Origin of the sequence: Devosia sp. 1635, assembly GCF_013185955.1 — a bacterium.
Classification (GTDB): domain Bacteria; phylum Pseudomonadota; class Alphaproteobacteria; order Rhizobiales; family Devosiaceae; genus Devosia.
In genome coordinates this window covers 346,987-363,180 of sequence record NZ_JABAOM010000003.1, presented here as the reverse complement: position 1 = coordinate 363,180, position 16,194 = coordinate 346,987, and the positions used below count along the sequence as shown (strand labels likewise).

General features: G+C 62.5%; 14 protein-coding genes. 7 read left to right on the top strand and 7 right to left on the bottom strand.

What is annotated here, in order from left to right; genetic code table 11:
* Positions 1–19 precede the first annotated feature (19 nt).
* The 3 genes from HRU92_RS14005 to HRU92_RS13995 all read right to left on the bottom strand — a co-directional run bounded on the left by HRU92_RS14005 (position 20) and on the right by HRU92_RS13995 (position 3,264).
* Positions 20–1,258 (bottom strand): extracellular solute-binding protein, encoded by a 1,239-nt coding sequence (locus HRU92_RS14005; protein WP_172121655.1) that lies wholly within the window; start codon positions 1,256–1,258, stop codon positions 20–22.
* Positions 1,259–1,312: 54 nt separating this feature from the next.
* Positions 1,313–2,377: a sn-glycerol-3-phosphate ABC transporter ATP-binding protein UgpC gene (gene ugpC / locus HRU92_RS14000; protein ID WP_127754914.1), complete on the bottom strand. Its 1,065-nt coding sequence runs from the start codon at positions 2,375–2,377 to the stop codon at positions 1,313–1,315.
* Positions 2,378–2,466: 89 nt separating this feature from the next.
* Positions 2,467–3,264 (bottom strand): GntR family transcriptional regulator, encoded by a 798-nt coding sequence (locus tag HRU92_RS13995; RefSeq protein ID WP_173088366.1) that lies wholly within the window; start codon positions 3,262–3,264, stop codon positions 2,467–2,469.
* A 276-nt stretch (positions 3,265–3,540) separates the two neighbouring features.
* On the opposite strand from HRU92_RS13995, the gene HRU92_RS13990 reads away from it, so the two are divergent.
* The 6 genes from HRU92_RS13990 to HRU92_RS13965 are packed head-to-tail and all read left to right on the top strand — an operon-like array spanning position 3,541 to position 10,709.
* The gene (locus tag HRU92_RS13990) at positions 3,541–5,010 is read left to right on the top strand and encodes an ABC transporter substrate-binding protein (RefSeq protein ID WP_248307183.1); all 1,470 of its coding nucleotides are present in this window, start codon (positions 3,541–3,543) and stop codon (positions 5,008–5,010) included.
* A 49-nt stretch (positions 5,011–5,059) separates the two neighbouring features.
* Complete coding sequence (locus HRU92_RS13985) at positions 5,060–6,019, top strand: ABC transporter permease (protein ID WP_172121653.1); 960 nt, start codon at positions 5,060–5,062, stop codon at positions 6,017–6,019.
* The gene (locus HRU92_RS13980) at positions 6,019–6,858 is read left to right on the top strand and encodes an ABC transporter permease (RefSeq protein ID WP_172121652.1); all 840 of its coding nucleotides are present in this window, start codon (positions 6,019–6,021) and stop codon (positions 6,856–6,858) included. The genes HRU92_RS13985 and HRU92_RS13980 overlap by 1 nt, the downstream gene beginning before the upstream one ends.
* A complete protein-coding gene (locus HRU92_RS13975; RefSeq protein ID WP_172121651.1) occupies positions 6,855–8,585 on the top strand; it encodes an ABC transporter ATP-binding protein in 1,731 nt (576 codons plus the stop codon). The genes HRU92_RS13980 and HRU92_RS13975 overlap by 4 nt, the downstream gene beginning before the upstream one ends.
* Positions 8,582–9,589 (top strand): serine hydrolase domain-containing protein, encoded by a 1,008-nt coding sequence (locus tag HRU92_RS13970; RefSeq protein WP_172121650.1) that lies wholly within the window; start codon positions 8,582–8,584, stop codon positions 9,587–9,589. The genes HRU92_RS13975 and HRU92_RS13970 overlap by 4 nt, the downstream gene beginning before the upstream one ends.
* A gap of 4 nt (positions 9,590–9,593) precedes the next feature.
* Positions 9,594–10,709: an anhydro-N-acetylmuramic acid kinase gene (locus HRU92_RS13965; RefSeq protein ID WP_172121649.1), complete on the top strand. Its 1,116-nt coding sequence runs from the start codon at positions 9,594–9,596 to the stop codon at positions 10,707–10,709.
* On the opposite strand, the gene HRU92_RS13960 is transcribed toward HRU92_RS13965, so the two are convergent.
* Positions 10,706–11,125, bottom strand: coding sequence for a GNAT family N-acetyltransferase (locus HRU92_RS13960; RefSeq protein WP_172121648.1), 420 nt, complete (start codon positions 11,123–11,125; stop codon positions 10,706–10,708). The genes HRU92_RS13965 and HRU92_RS13960 overlap by 4 nt on opposite strands.
* 255 nt (positions 11,126–11,380) lie before the next feature.
* Here HRU92_RS13960 and HRU92_RS13955 point away from each other — a divergent pair, with 255 nt between their 5' ends.
* The gene (locus HRU92_RS13955; protein WP_173088362.1) at positions 11,381–13,045 is read left to right on the top strand and encodes a hypothetical protein; all 1,665 of its coding nucleotides are present in this window, start codon (positions 11,381–11,383) and stop codon (positions 13,043–13,045) included.
* A 21-nt stretch (positions 13,046–13,066) separates the two neighbouring features.
* Here the strand turns inward: HRU92_RS13955 and uxuA are convergent, their stop codons facing one another.
* Genes uxuA through HRU92_RS13940 form a run of 3 tightly spaced genes read right to left on the bottom strand, consistent with a single transcriptional unit; the run spans position 13,067 to position 16,150 of the window.
* A complete protein-coding gene (gene uxuA / locus HRU92_RS13950) occupies positions 13,067–14,287 on the bottom strand; it encodes a mannonate dehydratase (RefSeq protein WP_173088360.1) in 1,221 nt (406 codons plus the stop codon).
* A 55-nt stretch (positions 14,288–14,342) separates the two neighbouring features.
* Positions 14,343–15,626, bottom strand: coding sequence for a TRAP transporter large permease (locus tag HRU92_RS13945; RefSeq protein ID WP_172121645.1), 1,284 nt, complete (start codon positions 15,624–15,626; stop codon positions 14,343–14,345).
* A gap of 2 nt (positions 15,627–15,628) precedes the next feature.
* Positions 15,629–16,150: a TRAP transporter small permease gene (locus tag HRU92_RS13940; RefSeq protein WP_172121644.1), complete on the bottom strand. Its 522-nt coding sequence runs from the start codon at positions 16,148–16,150 to the stop codon at positions 15,629–15,631.
* Positions 16,151–16,194 lie beyond the last annotated feature (44 nt).

The window sequence follows — 16,194 nt, the reverse complement described above, 5'->3', positions numbered from 1 at the left end:
GGATTGGGCAAAGGGGTGATCAGTCCTGGAAGGGCTCGTACCAGACCTTGAGACCATCGGTGATGGCTTGGCCCGCGGCTTCCGGCGTGGTTTCGCCGGCGAACAGCTTTTGCACTTCGCTCTGGATCAGCACCGAGCCGGAGGGCTCGCCATAGCGGAAGGCAACCAGGAACAGGTAGGGGATCGAGCTGGTATTGAGCTCGGCAACCTCGGCCAGGAGCGGATCCTGGAACGTCACGCCCGGAGCGGTTGAGATGTTGTTGAGGTTGTCGGCAAAGGCCTGACCGAATTCGGTGCTCGCGAGATAGTTGATGAACTTGAGCGCCGCTTCCTTGTTGGCGCCGGCGGCATTGGCTGCATAGCCGCCGTCGAAATAGAGAGCGACAAGCTTTTCGTCCTCGGCAGTACGGCCGGGGGCGGCAAAGACGCCGAGTTCCAGATCGGGGTTCTGGGCGCGGAAGGTGGCCAGCTCATAGGAGCCGCCGCCAAACATCGCCGCCATGCCCGAGGAGAACAGCTGCTGGGCGCTGGCATAATCAAGGCCGATAAAGCCGTCCGGGAAGTACTGTGACAGGTCTTTGAGAGCGGCCAGGGCACTGGTGAAGCGCTCATCGGTGAAATCGGTTTCGCCCGACATGATATCGGCAACGAAATCCTTGCCCATCAGCGAGGACACGAAGTCGAAGGTCACGGTCTCGTTCTGCCAGGCAGTGGCGGTGCCATTGGCGATCGGGATGATGCCGCTGTCCTTGAGCTTCTGGCTCAGCGCCATGAACTCGTCCCAGGTCTGGGGTTCGCTGAGGCCTGCATCATCGAAAATCTTCTTGTTGTAGATCACGAGCTGAGTCTGGCTGGCGAAGGGCACGGCATAGACCTTGCCGTCGGCGCGCACGGTTTCGGCGGCCAGCGCTTCGGGCGTGTAGTTGGCCAGAGCCGGCACGATTTCGGTCGTCAGCGGCTCGAGATAGCCGGGCACGGCGATGTTTTCGAGCCCCCCATAGGCGCGGACCATCATCAGGTCGGGCCCGCTGCCGCCGGCGAGAGCCGTGGCGAGAATGGTGTTGTAGTTCGTGGCTTCGAAGGTTTCGAAGTTTACGGTGATGCCGGGATTGGCGGCTTCGAACGTGTCGATGAACTGGTCATACTGGGCGCGATCTTCCTGGCGCCAGCTCCAGAAGGTCAGGTCCTGCGCCAGTGCGGGCGCCGCGACGGTGATGGCGGCCAGTGCGGCCCCGATCCGAATGAGTGTGCTTGGCATTTCAACTCCCTTGATTTGTTTGCAGGCGTAATCGTCATCAACTCGCCACCTGGATTACGCGGGTAACCGGCGGCCATCTTCGGCAGAAAAGAAATGGATCGCGTCATTGTCGAGCAGCAGGCCGACCGGCGCGTCGGGCTCATAGAGATCATTGGGCGTGGTGCGGATGCCCACCAGCGTGCCATCCACGAGCCGGGCATAAACAAAGGCGTTTTCACCCAGATATTCGGTGTAAACGACTTTGGCCGGAATGGCGCTGGCACCCGGCTCGCGCTGAATGCGCATGGCGTCGGGGCGAATGCCCAGGCGTAGCGCACCTCCACCGGCGGGCAGGCGAGCGAGTGGCACCGTGGCGCCGGCGACAGTCACGGCATTGCCGGTGCGCTCAGCATTGATCACCGCCATTTTAGGCGAGCCGATAAAGGTCGCCACAAAGAGATTGGCCGGGGTTTCATAAAGTTCGCGGGGCGAGCCCACTTGCTCGATCCGACCGGCATTCATGACGACGATCCGGTCGGCCAGGGTCATGGCTTCCACTTGGTCGTGGGTCACATAGATCATGGTGCCACCGATTTCCCGGTGCAGGCGCGCGATTTCGAGGCGCACTTCGGAGCGCAGGGCTGCATCGAGATTGGACAGCGGCTCATCGAGCAGGAACACTTCGGGCTTGCGCACAAGGGCGCGGCCAATGGCAACGCGCTGGCGCTGGCCGCCCGACAATTCGCGCGGGCGGCGCTTAAGCAGTGGCTCGAGCTGCAGCATGCGCGCGGTTTGGGCGATGCGGGCTTCAACCTCGGTCTTGCTCAGGCCCATCAGCCGAGCGCCAAAGGCCATGTTCTCGTAGACATCCATATGCGGGTAAAGCGCATAGCTCTGGAACACCATGGCAATGCCGCGCTGGGACGGATGCACTTCGTTCATGCGCCGGCCGTTGAGGATGAACTCGCCTTCGCTGATGGGGTCGAGGCCGGCGATCAGGCGCAGCAAGGTCGACTTGCCGCAGCCGGAGGGGCCGACAAACACCACAAATTCACGATCACCGATGTCGAGATCGATGCCATGGAGCACTTCAGTGCTCTTGAAGCGTTTCTTGACGCCACGAAGGTTCAACCGCGCCATGCATGGCCTCCTGCGCACGGACCATACCAGTGCAATACCACAGCATTGAACAAGGCGCTGCGGATGTAAAGCACTTGTCGCATTTTGCCTCAGTCTTCGAGGTGCAGTTCGGCGACAAAATCATAGCGATCACCGCGGTAAGCGGAATGGGTCACTTCGATGGGCTTGCCATTGGCGAGAAAGGAATGGCGCTCGATATGGAGGATCGGGCTGCCTTCGGGGATCTCGAGATGGCGCGCTTCATCGGTGTTGGCGACGGCGGCGCGCAGGCGCTGCAGCGCGCGCACCGGCCGGTTACCGGTGTGGCGCATCGCGTCGTAGAGCGAGTGCTCGATTCGCTCGGGCTCCACGGCAAAGAGCGGCACTACGGCATTTTCAATGGCCAGCGGCTCGTCATCGGCGAGCCGAACGCGCGACAGTCGCAGCACCTTGTCGCTGGGCGACAGCGCCAGCTTGAGCTGTTCGTCCGGCTTGGGCAGGCTCACCGTCTTGCCCAACAGAATGGAGCGGCCGGCAAGGCCGCGCCGCGTCATATCGGCGCTGAACCCGACCAGAACCGACATGGGCTGGTCGAATTTGCGGGCGACATAGGAGCCGGCGCCGGGGCGGCGCGACACCAGACCTTCGCGAAACAGTTGGTCGATCGCCTTGCGCACGGTGACACGGGAAATGCCGGTGGCCCGGACCAAAGTGCGCTCCGAAGGCAGCGATTCGCGGTAACGCAGGTGACCGCTTTCGATCAGGCCGCGAATGGCGCGGGCGAGCTGCAGATAAAGTGGGTCTTCATGGGCCATGTCGCTGCGCATGGCAGCAACAATGGCCTGCGACAGGGCAGAGGGCAGCTCTTCACCCTGGGGCGCAAGCGCCGCCAGCCCGTTTTCTGCCATCACCGGCCCCTCCCGATAGATCCAGTATGATACCAGTCTCGACAGAGCAGACGTTATGGCGCTAAGCTCGTCAACGCAAGAAGCGCTGCCAAGCTTTGTGAAGCGAGGCTATCGACCTGTTGGTTGATTGCCGTTCCCGCTCTCCCAGGCATAAGCTCGCCCTCGGCACCGTGATGGCCCATGAGGCATCAAAGAGCGCGCAAGAGTTTCGCACCGGAGATCACAATGCATCTGAAGTTCGGCAAGCCGTTTTTGTCCAGCGTCGCCATAGCGACGATGTTTTCCGCAGCCCTGGCGCTGCCCGTTGAGGCGGCGAGCTTGCGCATGGCCTGGGCGCAGGACGCCACGGGGCTTGATCCGCACACCCAGACCGCATTCTCGTCCCTGCGGCTGCTGGAGTTGATCTATGAGCCTCTCGTGCGGCTCGACGGCAAACTCAATGTGGTGCCGGCGATTGCCGAAAGCTGGAGCTTTTCTGAGGACGGCACAACGCTGACCTTCAAGCTCGACCCTGACGCCAAGTTCAGTGATGGCACCCCGGTGACGGCAGCGGATGTGAAGGCTTCTTTTGAGCGGCTGCTGGATGAAGCGACCGGCGCTGCCGCCCGCTCGAACTTCCTGTCCATCGCCGCGATCGACACGCCGGATGATGGGACGGTGGTGTTCACCCTGTCCCAGCCCGATGCGCCGATCCTCGTGGCTATGGCCACGATCAATGCCGCTGTGGTACCGACCAGCGCTATTACGGCGGGCAGCATCGGCACCACAGCGCTTGGCTCGGGTCCGTTCAAGCTCGACCAGTGGGATCCGAATTCGCGCGAAGTGCTGAGGGCCAATCCCGAATGGGCGGGCGGCGAGCTTGCCATCGATGGCATCACCATTTCGGTTCTGCCCGATGAGACCGCGATCCTGGCCTCCCTGCGTGCGGGGCAAACCGACTTTGCCCTGCTCAACGATCCGCTGATCGCCACGCTCGTTCCTAATGAGCCGAACCTGCAGCTCAATGCCATTCCGGGCCTAGCCTACAACGTGCTCCAGCTTAATCCCTCGCGGGCGCCGATGGACAACCTCTTGGTGCGTCAGGCCATCTCTTGCGCGGTGAACCGCCAGGAAGTGCTCGATACGGCCCTGGTGGGAGAGGGCCAGGTGACTGGTCCCCTCACCATGCCTGCCTATGCGAGCGATCCCAGCACGCTGTTCTGCTATGAGCAGGATCTGGAAAAGGCTAAGGCGCTGATGGAAGAAGCCGGGATGGCAGACGGGTTCAAGGCCACCGTCATTGCCGCCAGCGGGGAACCTCCAGTCGCTTCGGCGGAGGCGCAGGTGCTGCAGAGCCAGTTGGCAGAGATCGGGGTTGATCTCGAGATCAAGATCATGGAGCTCAATGTCTTTGTCGATACTTGGTTGGCCGGTGATTTCGACATGGCAGTCGCCCAGAACGGCGGCCGCCCCGATCCGTATCCGATGTATAATCGCTACTTCACTAAGGATGGCAATCTGCTCGCCGTTTCCAACTATGTCGATGACGAGCTCGACAGCTTGATGCAGCAGGGCCGGATCGAAACGGACCCCGCCAAGCGCAAGGAAATCTTTGGCCGGTTCGAGGCGCATCTGGTGGAGATGGCCCCGTGGATTTGGCTGTCGACCTCCAACACCTATACGGCCCAGCTCAAGACCGTGTCGGGCTTTGAGCCTTCGCCGACCGGTACGCTGTTCGGCCTGACCAAGGTTTCCGTCACCCCCTGATGCCTGAAGGCGGGCCAGGGGCCCGCCTCCTTTCCCAACGGTTGATTTCATGAACTACGTCGCGCAGCGGCTGCTGACCTTTCCGCTGATCCTGCTGGGCGTTTCGCTGCTGGTGTTCGTGTCGATCCGGCTCATCCCGGGCGATGCGATCACCGCGATGCTCGGCACGGAAGCGGGACTGCTGACCCCGGCGCAACGTGCGTCCCTGGCTGCCTATTTCGGCATCGACCAACCCATCCACCTGCAATATTGGCGCTGGCTCACTGGGCTGTTCGGGGGCGATATGGGTGTGTCGGTCACCTATGGCCGGCCGGTGCTGTCCGTGATCCTCGAGCGCTTCCCGCTGACGCTGGAACTGGCCGTTTTGTCCATGCTCATCGCGCTCAGCATCGGGGTGCCGGCGGGGGTGCTCGCGGCGACGCGGGCGCAGCGTCCCACTGACCTCGTCGTGCGGGTGCTGGCCATGCTGGGCCAATCAACGCCCGGCTTTGTGGTGGGCCTCGTGATCATCTTCGTGCTGTCGGTTTATTTTGGAGTCGTGCCGGCGATGGGCACGTTCACGCCGCTCCACGTCGATCCCCTGGCCAATCTCAGTCAGCTGATCTTCCCGGCGCTGACGCTGGGCTTTGCCTTTGCCGCTTCGGTCACCCGCATTTCGCGCTCGGCGATGCTCGATGTGCTGCATGAAGATTATGTGCGCACCGCCCGCTCCAAGGGCGCTTCGTCTCGCAGCGTTATCTGGCGCCATGCCTTGCCCAATGCGCTGATCCCGGTAGTGACGCTGAGCGGGGTGGAGTTCGGTTATCTCCTGGGCGGCGCCGTCATTGTCGAACAGATCTTTGCCCTGCCCGGCCTAGGGCGGCTGACGCTCGATGCGATCAGCCAGCGCGACTACGCCCTGGTGCAGGGCGCGGTGCTGTTCGTGGCCTTCAACTTCCTCATCGTCAATCTTCTGGTTGATCTCGCCTATGCGGCGCTTGATCCCCGCATTCGGCTGGGGAGTCGCTGATGGGTTTGCTCAAAGCTATTGCCGCTCATCCGAGCGGCCGGATCGGCGCTGCCATCGTCACGCTTTATATCCTCCTCGCAATCCTTGGGGCCGTGGGGATCACCCCCCATGATGCACTGCAACAGTTTCGTATTGACCGGATGAAGGCGCCGAACGGCACCTATCTAATGGGCACTGACCTCCTCGGACGCGATACTGCCAGCCGCTTAATGGTGGCGATCGGTCAGTCCTTTGTTGTGGCCTTTGCTTCGGTGGGGCTGGCGACCCTTGCAGGAACGGTGATCGGCCTTTTCGCCGCTTGGTGGGGCGGCGCCGCTGACGGCGTGCTGATGCGGATGATGGATGTGCTGCTCGCCTTCCCGGCGATCCTCCTGGCGCTGCTGATCATCGCCATTGTCGGCCCCGGCACCATGACCAGCATTGCCGCCATCGGCATTGTTTATACACCGATCTTTGCGCGCGTCGTGCGCGGCCCGACCTTGTCGCTGAAGCGGCGGGAATTCATCGAGGCAGCAAAGACCTTTGGCTCCTCGCAATGGTTTATCCTCACCCGCCACCTGCTGCTCAATCTCGTGGCGCCGCTCACCGTGCAGGTGACCCTGGCGCTGGCATGGGCCCTTCTCACCGAGGCGGGGCTCAGCTTTCTCGGACTCGGCACTCAGCCCCCGTCGCCTTCGCTCGGCTTGATGATGAGCGAGGCGCGCAACCTAATGCAGCAGGCGCCCTGGCTGCTGATCTTTCCCGGGTTGACCATCATGCTGGGTATTTTGGGCTTCAATCTGTTTGGTGACGCCTTGCGCGATATTCTCGATCCCCGCACGCAGGGGCGTTCGGCATGAGCCCGCTGCTTTCAGTTCGTGACCTGCGGGTCGGGTTCGGGCGTGATCCCAAGGCGCATGAAGTGGTGCGGGGCGTCAGCTTTGAGCTCGACCAAGGGCAGACCCTCGCCATTGTGGGGGAAAGCGGCTCGGGCAAGTCAGTTACGGCCTTGTCGATCAACCGGCTGGTTGATTTTGGCGGCGGGCGCGTCACTGGCGGCAGCGTAAAGCTGCAGCGGCCAGACGGCGACCTGCTCGATATTACCGGTGCCGAGGAGGGCGTGCTGCGCCGGATTCGGGGGCGCGAAATCGGCATGATCTTCCAGGAGCCCATGACTTCGCTCAATCCGGTGCAAACCATTGGCAAGCAGATCGAGGAAGCCTTCCGCCTCAACCGCGGGCTTGAGGGCCGCGCGGCAACTCTGGCGGCAGAGCAGGCGCTGGAGCGGGTGCGCATTCCCGATGCCAAGGCGCGGCTCGCTTATTATCCACACCAGCTATCTGGCGGCATGCGCCAGCGCGTGATGATTGCGATGGTGATCGCCAGCAATCCGCGTCTGCTGATTGCCGATGAGCCGACCACGGCGCTCGATGTTACCGTGCAGGCGCAGATCATGGCGCTCCTGGCTGAACTGCGCGAAGAAACCGGCATGGCGATGATCTTCATCACTCATGACATCGGGCTCGTGGCCGGAATTGCCGACCAGATCATGGTGATGCAGAACGGGGTTGCGGTGGAGCAGGGGTCGCTCGACGGCGTACTGGACCGGCCGCAGCACGACTATACCAAGCACCTGCTTGGAGCGGTGCCCCATTTTAACCGGGGTAGTGCGGTGCGCAGCGATGCGCCGCGCAAAGGCTCTGAGCCACGGGCGGTGGCTGTAGAGGACCTGGTGGTTCGCTTCCCGGTCAAGCGGGGGCTGTTTGCGCGCGCTAGGGGCGCGGTGCATGCGGTGGATGGGGTCGAGTTCCATCTGGCGCCCGGCGAAACGCTGGCCATTGTGGGGGAAAGCGGCTCGGGTAAATCCACTACCGCCAGGGCCATGCTGGACCTCGTCGCCAGGACCCGTGGCAACATCGAGACGGCCAGGGGCGCAGGTGAGCGTCCGATGCAGATGGTGTTCCAGGATCCGTTCGGTTCGCTTAATCCCCGTCTCAATGTGCGTGACCTGATGGCCGAGCCTGCCATTGCCGCTGGTCAGAAGCTGGATGGAAAAGTGCGTGAGCGCATGAGCATGCTGCTGGACCGTGTTGGGCTGCCCGAAGATGCTCTCCTGCGCTTTCCCCATCAGTTCTCGGGCGGGCAGCGCCAGCGGCTCTGCATTGCGCGGGCGTTAATGCTGAACCCCAATGTTCTGGTGCTGGATGAAGCCGTGTCAGCACTTGACGTGTCGGTGCAAGCAAAAGTGCTGGATCTGCTCGTGGAACTGCAGCAGGAATTCGGGCTCGCTTACCTTTTCATCTCGCATGACATGGCCGTGGTGGAGCGGATCGCCCACCGGATTGCCGTGATGTATGCGGGCCAGTTCGTCGAGATTGGAGCTGCAGCCTCGGTGCTGTCTGATCCGCAGCACAGCTATACCAAGCGCTTGATTGCGGCGGTGCCTACTATCGAGCGGCGGCGTCAGCACTTCACGGTGGATGCCACCCAGATCCCATCGCTGGTGCGGCCGCCGGGCTATGAGCCAGCTACGCCGAACTGGCGAGATGCTGGTATTGATCACCGGGTAAGGCTGGAGGACGCATGAGCCTAGAGGATGTAGCGGAGCGCGCTTTTGCCCCCGTGCGGCACGCGATTGAACAAGGACGCATCCCCGGCGGCGTGCTCGGAGTGGTTGAGCGGGACGGCTCCCGGGCAACAAGGGCCATCGGCTTGGCACAGCTGGTACCAGAGCAGCGCCCCATCAGCGAAGCCTCGTCGTTCGATCTGGCGTCACTCACCAAGGTGATTTTTACCACCCCGCGCATTCTGGCGCTGGCGGATGCGGGCACCATCGATCTCGATGCACCCATCATCTCAGTGCTGCCAGATTGGCGGCAGTACAATCCCGACAATTGGGAACGCAAGATCACCTTCCGGCAGTGTTTGGGACACCAGACGCCGCTACCCGGGGTATTTCCCATCTATACCTATGGCAGTGATCCCGAACTGTTGCGTGCCTTTGTGATGCAGCATGAATGGACGTCCGGTCCCGCGGTTTATTCCGATCTCAATTTCATCCTTTTGGGCTTTGTGCTGGAGCGGTTGCAGGGCTGCTCCATGCGCCAGATCGATCCCGGACCGGGTTTCGCCTGGTCGGCGGATCCCGCCCAGGCTGTCGCAACGGAACAGGATCCCTGGCGGGGCCGGGTCATGGTTGGCGAAGTGCATGACGAGAACTGTTATGCGCTGCAGGGCTCCGGTCACGCCGGGCTGTTCGGCACCGTTGGCGCTGTGCTCGACTTTGCCGAAGGCCTCCTGAATGGCACGGGTGCTTCGGTCAAGGCAATCGAGTTGATGCGCACCCCCATTTCGGGACGCCGGACCCATGGCTGGGAGCGCGCCTATGAGGGGTGGTCGGGTGGGGAGGCTTGCTCGGCCGAGACGATTGGCCATACCGGCTTTACCGGCACCGGCCTATGGATCGATTTCGCCAATAGCCGGGCCTGGACTCTCCTGACCAATCGCGTCCATCCGACCCGGCATTTCGACAGTGGCATTATGAGCCTGCGGCGCGCCGTAGGCGATCTTATCAGCGGCAATGGAGAATAGCACCGTGGACCCGATCTGGACTGTTGGGCTGATGACCGGCACGGTGCTGGACGGCAATATCGATGTTGCGCTGCTCAAGACCGATGGCGAGCGGATCGAGCAGTTCGGCGCCTATACGCTGGCGCCATATACGAGCGAGGTTCGCCAATTGCTCGAAGCAACTCTGGCCGCCGCTCGGCAGTGGAACTTCGAGGGGCCCGAGCCTGCCATTTTTGCCGAAGCCGAAGCCGCGCTCACCCGCGCCCAAGCTGAAGCGGTGCGACAGTTGGTGGAAAGCACGGGCCTCAGCATGGCTGATATCGGCATTGTCGGTTTCCATGGCCAATCGGTGTTGCACCGGGCGCCCCAACCGGACCGAATGGGAGCAACCCGTCAACTGGGCGACGGCGCGTTGATGAGCCAGTTGCTTGGCGTGAAAGTTGCGTTCGATTTTCGTTCGGCCGATGTGCGCGCCGGTGGGCAAGGCGCGCCTCTCGCTGCCGTCTACCACCAGGCGCTGCTGCGGGGCATTGGGGCGAGCGGCGACACCGCCGTCCTGAACTTGGGCGGGGTGGCCAATGTCACTTGGTGGGACGGGGAGGCTGGGCTGATTGCCTTTGACGCCGGTCCCGCCAACGCCCCGCTTAACGACTTCATGAAGGCCTTGGGCCTGGGTGAGATGGATCGCGACGGTGCACTTGCCGCCAGCGGCGAGGTCGACGAGGCGCGGCTCGCGCAATTGCTGCAGCATCCCTATCTCTCCGCGCCCTTTCCCAAATCGCTCGACCGCTTCGACTTCACCGCTGCGATGGCCGACGGTCTCGATCCCGCAAGGGGTGCGGCGACCCTTACGGCGTTTACCGCTGGAGCGGTCGGCAAGGCACTGGACCTGTTGCCCGAGCGCCCAACCAAGCTGGTGGTGTGCGGGGGCGGGCGGCATAACCCGACCATCATGGCGATGTTGCATGAGCGTGCCGGCGTGGAAGCCATTCCCGCCGAAGCAGTCGGCTGGCGTGGCGATGCGGTGGAGGCGGAATGCTTTGCCTTCCTTGCGGCTCGCGTGCTGCGGGGGCTGCCGATCAGTTTTCCGACCACCACCGGGGCGCCCCATCCTCTCACCGGCGGGCGCATTGCCGGCTAAAGCGGCTTTTGCAAAAAGGTGCGTGTTCGCCCTGCCGGGAAGTTGGGCAGGGCACCAAAGGGCACATAGCCCGCACGCTGATAAACCTTGAGCGCAACGGGGCTGAATGTGTCGATATAAGCGCCGTGGCAGCCGCGGCTACGCGCTTCTGCTTCCGCTTCCTCGAGCATGCGACCGGCCAAGCCGTGGCCGCGCTGGCCTTCATCCAGCCACAGCCACTGCACGTAAAGCCAGCCCCATGCCGTATAGCCGGAAAGCCCGCCCACAAGCGTGCTAGTACCGTCTTTGAGTGTCACGGCGAGGGCTCGCCGCTCCGCTGGCCCGGCATCTGCCTGGTTGAAGGCTGCCAATCCTTCACTGATCGCCGACAGGTCGGCGGCCGAGGGCTCGGCGGTCACGGTCAAGATAATGCTCATCTGCTTGGTGCTTTGCTGCTGCCGTTCTGTTCCCCGGCAAGTAGCACATTTGGCTTTATCTGCGGGGCTTTCACCTGGGTGCCGCTGCGGGGCTACGCCTCCCTCGGAGGTTAGCAGCCGTCAACCGGCGCGTGCTCCGACACGGCAAATGCGTTGAGGTTAATGCTTTGTAAAGCCGCGGCATGCTCAAGCGGAGAATACGGCGCCAACTGAACCGCTTTCGGTTTGGAGACTGCCAAGCAACAAGGCAATATCGTGCGCACTGATTACCTGCTGAAGCGCGTCCGAGAGCTATTCACCGGATCGAGCAAGGCTGTGGGCTTTGCCGCCGCAACATCGGCGTCCTCGCCTCGCGTCAATGACATTGCTGGCCTGGTCAGCCATATACGCGCGCGCAATTCAACGGCCGTGATGGCGGGGTGCGTGCTCCTTGTCGGGCTCGACGAGATCCGGGCGCGCGTTGGGGAGGGATGGAACACGCTCGCGGATCGCGCCACTGGCATAGCCGAGGAGGTGCTGCAGCAATTTCTGGGCCCACAGGATGTGTTCCAGCGGTTGCCCAGTGGCGCGTTTCAGGTTTGCTTTGAGACCCAAGACGAAGCCTTCGCGCACTTCCAGGTGCAGCGTATCGCGGCGCGGATCGAGGAAAGGATCAAGCTGGAGCTGCAACATGGCGCTCCCATGGTGTCGGTCGAAAGCTTTGCCGCGGCCGTTGACTCGCAACGTTTTACCGAAACCAGCGACCCGCTGGCGGCCCTCCATGCCAGCTTGCTTGACATTCGCGATCAGGTCAGCGACCGGTCGGCCAAACGCCACCGCATCACCGCGCTCCGTTATGCCAGTGCCCTGTTCCAGCCGCTCTGGCCTAGCCGCGCCTTTGGTAAAACCATCAACCGGAGCCTGCTTGATAGCTGGGTAGGGACCGCGGCGGCCGAACATCTTACCGCGCTCGAAAGCCGAGATGAGCTGTTGGAGGCGCTCGCCAATCTTGATTGCGTGTTGTTCGCCAAGTCCGTTGAAGGCCTGCATCAGGCGCTTGGAGACATTAAGCAAGCCAGCGTCATGGTTCCGGTGCAGTTTCAAACTCTGCTGGGTGCTTCGCCCGAGTTCATCGAACTGGGCGCGGCCCTGCCTCCACCTTATCGCAAGTTCCTGTTGCTCGACGTTATCGGCGTGCCTTCCGCGGCAAGTGCGCTTGAGCTGCTCCAGGTCGTCAGAACGGCGCGCGAGATCACCGAACGTGTCGTGTTGCAAGTTACGCCCTGGGACGACCGGTTGAACGATGGCGTTCGCGGCGCGACCTGGGGGTTGTCCATCTCGCTGGGGGAAGCCGAGGGCGAAAACCTGCAAATGGCGAGCGAACTCGAGCGGTTCGGGCGGGAAGCGCGGCTTGCCGGTCTGGCCAGCTTTGCTTATGGCGCCAATACGATCGGCAAGGCGGAAGCGGCCTATTCCGCTCAATTCAATTACCTAGGTGGGGCTGCGGTGCACAGTACGCTCGCCACGCCGCGCTCGCATGCGCGCTTTGCGCCGCTGTTTGGGGACCGGCTTCCAAGCTCGGCTGCTGGCGATGACCGCGCGGAATTGCGCGCTCATCCCCGCTTTGTGCCCCTTAATACGCAGGCGCTGATCTTCCTGCCCGATGGCCGGCAAACCCGCTGCCGCATTGCCAATGTTTCGGCCTCGGGCGCGGTTGTGCTGACCTTTCTGGCTCTGGGGGTCGGCGACTATCTCGCGATCGGCGCCATCGGCGCCCAGGTCGTGCGGGTGACCCGCGGCGGCTTTGCGGTGCAGTTTCTCGAGGTGCAGCAAGCCTTTAGCCTCGAAAGCGCACTACAGGCTAAAAGCATTGAGCCGAGGCTGCTCAAAACCCTGCAGGAACTGGGAGCCGATCGCTTGGGGCACCGGAACAAAGCTTAGTACCGGAGGCGGGCTTCGCTCCTAAGCGTCTTGATAGCGAACGGCGCCGTGTTGCAGCGCCTTGGTGATGCCGCGCAGTTCGGCCAAGCCCTTCATGCGACCGATGGTCGGATAGCCGGGTTGGGCACTGCGGTTGAGGTCATCGAGAATGTCCTGGCCGTGGTCGGGACGCATCGGGATTTCCCAATCGATGCGGCCCGCCGCCTTGCGGCGCCCTTCCTCAGCAAGTACCGCCGCGATCAGCGCGACCATGTCGGTATCGCCGCCCAGATGCTCGGCTTCGTAGAACGAGCCCATGATCGCATCGTTTTCGCGTGTCACATTGCGCAGATGCAGGAAGTGCACGCGGTCGCCAAGCTCTGCCATGATGGAGGGCAGGTCATTGTCCGGCCGGGCACCCAACGAGCCCGAGCACAAAGTCATGCCATTGGCCGGGCTGTTGACCGCGTCCAGGATCAGCCGGAAGTGCTCTCCGGTCGACATGATGCGCGGCAGGCCGAGCAGCGGAAACGGGGGATCGTCGGGGTGGCAGCAGAGCCGCAAACCCAGATCTTCAGCAACCGGGACCACTTTTTCCAGAAAAGCGATGAAATGGGCGCGCAACTGGTCGCGGGAGATCGCGCCATAGCGGGCGAGGTGGGTGTGCATGTCGGCAAGCGACATGGACTCGGTGGAGCCGGGCAGGCCCATGGTCACGCTGCGGGCGAGGGTGATTTTATCGGCATCGCTCATATCGGCAAAGCGCCGGCCCGCTTCCTCGACCACAGTCTCGGGGTAGTCGTCCCCAGCGCCTTTGCGTTCCAGGATGTGGATGTCGAAGGCCGCGAAATCGTTGAGCTCGAAGCGCATGCAGGTGCCGCCATGGGCGAGCCGCCAGCGAAGCGCCGTGCGCGTCCAATCGAGCACCGGCATGAAGTTGTAGCAAATCACCTCCAGCCCGGCTTGGGCAAGGTGGCGCAGGCTGGTCTGGTAGTTGGCGATGTGAAGGCGCCAATCGCCAGTCTGCTGCTTGATGTCTTCCGAGATCGGAAGACTTTCGACCACGTCCCAGCGAAGCCCCGAAGGCGAGCCATCCTTGCGAGTGCCGATCTGGCGCTGGCGCAGCGCGATCTCCTCGGGCGTCCAGACCTCCCCATTGGGGATGTGGTGCAGGGCCGAGACCACGCCCTCGGCACCGCTCTGGATGATGTCGTCAATGCTGGTGAGGTCATGGGGCCCGAACCAGCGCCAAGTCTGCTTCATGTCGATCTCCGAGGGAATAGGGTCGGAGCCGCTGCATGCGGCTCCAACGGCGTCGTCAACTGCCAAAGGCGAGGCGCGGCAGCCAGAGCACGAGGTCGGGCACAAAGAGCAGCACAGCGATCAGAGCGACGACGGCAGCGATGAAGGGGATCGATTCGATGGAATATTCTTCGATCGACACATTCATCAGCGAGCACACGGCAAACATAGCCGAACCGCTGGGCCAGGTCATGCCGCCCAGGGTGACGATTGACATCATCAGAATGCCGAAATGGACGGGATCCATGCCGACCTGCGTGATGATGGGCACAAAGATCGGTGTCAGCAGCAGCACCATCACCGTGCTGTCGAGCGCCAGGCCGGCCACCAAGAGGAAGATCAGGATGACGAGCACGATCATGTTGGGATCGGTGATGCCGGCCAGCATCCAGCCGGCCAGTTCCTGGGGCACCTGCAGATAGATGGTGGCATAGCCTACCATGCCGCTCATCAGGATAATGAGCATGATCAGGCCAACATCGGAGGTCGCCTGACCAAAGCAGCGCCAAACCTTTTCCATAGTTAGCTCACGATGGGCGAAAAACCCAATGACGAGGGCATAAACCACGGCGGCGGAGCCGACCTCGGAAGGCGTAAAGAGGCCGCCCCGGATGGCCAGCACCAAGGCCACGGGAAACAGCAGCGCCCATTTGGCATCCCAGCAGGCGGCGGCCAGCGCCTTGACCGTCGGTTTCTTGCTGTCGGCGACTACATATTTCCGCTTCTTGGCAATGAGATAGGTGGTGAGCATCAGGACCACCATCATCAGGATGCCAGGAACGATGCCGGCCAGGAACAGCCGGCCAATCGAGACATTGCCGACAAAGCCATAAAGGATCAGCCCGATGGACGGCGGAATGGTGGCGGTGATAAGCGAGCCCACGGCAATTGCGGCGGCCGAGAAGCCCTTGCCATAGCCCTTGGCAGTCATGGTGGGGCCAAGAATGCGCGCTTCCATGGCGGCGTCGGCCACGGCGGAGCCGGAAACGCCACCCATCAAGGTGGAAAGCACTATGGCCACCTGCGCCAGACCGCCAGACATCCAGCCTACCGAGAGCAGCGCGACCTTGAGAAGGCGGCCGGTGATGCCGCTTTCATTCATCAGGTGGCCGGCCAGTACGAAGAAGGGCACGGCGAGCAGAGGGAAGCTCTGGCTCATCGATGCGATCTTCTGCACGCCGATGGACATTGGCATGCCCTGCGTGGTCATGAAGAAGATGAAGCCGGAAATGCCGGTCGCGAAGGCGACGGGCATGCCCAGGACCATCAGCACAACAAAGGCGATACCAATCAGGGCCATGATCAGAGCTCCAGTGTGGGGGCGCTGGCGTCCATTTCGGCCTGCGTGCGGTTATAGATCAGCAGTTCCTGCTGGCGGCCCTTGAACGCCCGAACCGTATTGTAAATCAGTGTGGCGGCGAGCAGCACGCAGCCCACGGGCACGGCAACGGTGACCCAGGAATAAGAAAGGGTGCTGTCGCCAAAAGTGCGTTCACGGTTGAGCATGGTCAGCTTCCAACCCTCAACCGCCAGCACCAGCAAAAAGGCGATGATCAGCAGCGTGCAAGCAAATTCCAGCCAGAACCGGCGTTTGTAGCCCAGGCGCGACACCAGCACTTCCATGCCCAGGTGCGATTTTTCGCGCATGGCCTTGTTGGAGCCGAAAAAACACAGCCAGATGAAGAGGAGCTGGGCCATGTCCACCGACCAGATCAGCGGATGGCCAAAGAACCGCATAAGGGCGGCGGTGAACACCAGGCCGGTGATGCCGGCGAGCAAGGCGAAGCAGATCGCCAGCTCGAGTTGAGCCAAACGCTTGAGCATGGATTTTACCTGAGCAATGGAAGTGACGGGCCCGCAGGGCCCGT

Coding starts and splice junctions, on each gene's coding strand:
- HRU92_RS14005 (WP_172121655.1), bottom strand. CDS start 1,258: ATGCCAAGCACACTCATTCGGATCGGGGCCGCACTGGCCGCCATCACC.
- ugpC (WP_127754914.1), bottom strand. CDS start 2,377: ATGGCGCGGTTGAACCTTCGTGGCGTCAAGAAACGCTTCAAGAGCACT.
- HRU92_RS13995 (WP_173088366.1), bottom strand. CDS start 3,264: ATGGCAGAAAACGGGCTGGCGGCGCTTGCGCCCCAGGGTGAAGAGCTG.
- HRU92_RS13990 (WP_248307183.1), top strand. CDS start 3,541: ATGTTTTCCGCAGCCCTGGCGCTGCCCGTTGAGGCGGCGAGCTTGCGC.
- HRU92_RS13985 (WP_172121653.1), top strand. CDS start 5,060: ATGAACTACGTCGCGCAGCGGCTGCTGACCTTTCCGCTGATCCTGCTG.
- HRU92_RS13980 (WP_172121652.1), top strand. CDS start 6,019: ATGGGTTTGCTCAAAGCTATTGCCGCTCATCCGAGCGGCCGGATCGGC.
- HRU92_RS13975 (WP_172121651.1), top strand. CDS start 6,855: ATGAGCCCGCTGCTTTCAGTTCGTGACCTGCGGGTCGGGTTCGGGCGT.
- HRU92_RS13970 (WP_172121650.1), top strand. CDS start 8,582: ATGAGCCTAGAGGATGTAGCGGAGCGCGCTTTTGCCCCCGTGCGGCAC.
- HRU92_RS13960 (WP_172121648.1), bottom strand. CDS start 11,125: ATGAGCATTATCTTGACCGTGACCGCCGAGCCCTCGGCCGCCGACCTG.
- uxuA (WP_173088360.1), bottom strand. CDS start 14,287: ATGAAGCAGACTTGGCGCTGGTTCGGGCCCCATGACCTCACCAGCATT.
- HRU92_RS13945 (WP_172121645.1), bottom strand. CDS start 15,626: ATGGCCCTGATTGGTATCGCCTTTGTTGTGCTGATGGTCCTGGGCATG.
- HRU92_RS13940 (WP_172121644.1), bottom strand. CDS start 16,150: ATGCTCAAGCGTTTGGCTCAACTCGAGCTGGCGATCTGCTTCGCCTTG.